At 67.3% G+C, this 1,251-nt stretch carries 1 protein-coding gene; it reads left to right on the plus strand.

What is annotated here, in order from left to right:
- Positions 1-68: 68 nt before the first annotated feature.
- Entirely contained in the window at positions 69-1,229 is a 1,161-nt protein-coding gene (locus tag ACZDWJ_RS19705) for an IS30 family transposase (protein ID WP_463523887.1), read from the plus strand.
- Positions 1,230-1,251: the final 22 nt, after the last annotated feature.

Below are 1,251 nucleotides of genomic sequence, written 5' to 3' on the forward strand. Positions count from 1 at the left end.
CAGTTTCCCCGGATATCCGGGGCGGATTCGTGGGGTCATCGCAACACCTGGTGTGAGGGGTGGAGCTGGTGGCGCGTGGTGTGCGGGTCTCGCGGGAGGTCAGGCGGGGGTTCTGGGAGGGGTTGCGTGCGGGGGCGGGGCCTTCGGATGCGGCCGTGGCGGTGGGGGCCTCGGACTCTGCGGGGCGGCGCTGGATCGTGAAGGCTGGCGGGGTGATGGAACGTGCCTCGTGCCCGACAGGTTTCCGGTTGAGTCTGGGTGAGCGTCGTGTGATCGAGAACGGTTGCCGGGCGGGGTGGAGCTTCGCGGTGATCGCTGTCGCGGTGGGCCGCTCACCCTCGACGATCAGTCGTGAGGTCGGTGGACGCGCGGGGCGTGCGGGTTACCGCGCTGATCTGGCTCAGGTGCGTGCTGAGGACCGTGCGCGACGTCCCAAGGCCACCAAGCTCGAGGGCAACGCAGTGCTGCGGGCGCGGGTCGCAGCCGATCTGGTGGCGTTGTTGTCTCCAGAGCAGATCGCGGGAGGGTTACGTCGAGAGTTCCCTCACGACCCGGAGATGCAGGTGCACCACGAGACGATCTACCGCGAGCTGTTCGTGCAGGGCCGTGGCGCGCTGCGCGCTGAGCTCACCTCGTGTCTGCGCAGCGGCCGTGCCCGGCGCATCACCCGTGTCGAGACCCGTCAGCGTCGCGAGGACGGGCGGGGACGGATCCCGGACATGGTCAACATCGTGGAACGTGAGGAAGAGGTCGCTGAGCGGCGGGTTCCTGGTCACTGGGAGGGCGATCTGATCACGGGGAAGAACAACGCCTCCGCGATCGGGACCCTGGTCGAACGCGTCACCGGCTACACGATGCTGCTGCACCTACCCGATGGTCATGGCGCCGAGCAGGTCACCGCAGCGATCACCGAGGCCATGACCGCGTTGCCGGCTCGACTGCGCAAGACCCTGACCTGGGACCAGGGCAAGGAGCTCTCCCGGCACCAGCAGATCGCCCAGATCACCGGACTACGGGTCTACTTCTGCGACCCCCACTCCCCGTGGCAGCGCGCGACCAACGAGAACACCAACGGCCTGCTGCGCCAGTACTTCCCCAAAGGCACCGACCTCTCGGTTCACTCCAAAGAAGACCTCGCCTGGGTCCAAGACCAGTTCAACGACCGCCCCCGCAAGCGCCTTGACTACGCTCGCCCCTCAGAGCTGATCAACGGACTGTTGTTGCAATGACCCTGTGAGCCCGCACGGGGAA

The sequence above is a fragment of the Nocardioides sp. B129/18 genome (genome assembly GCF_055282735.1).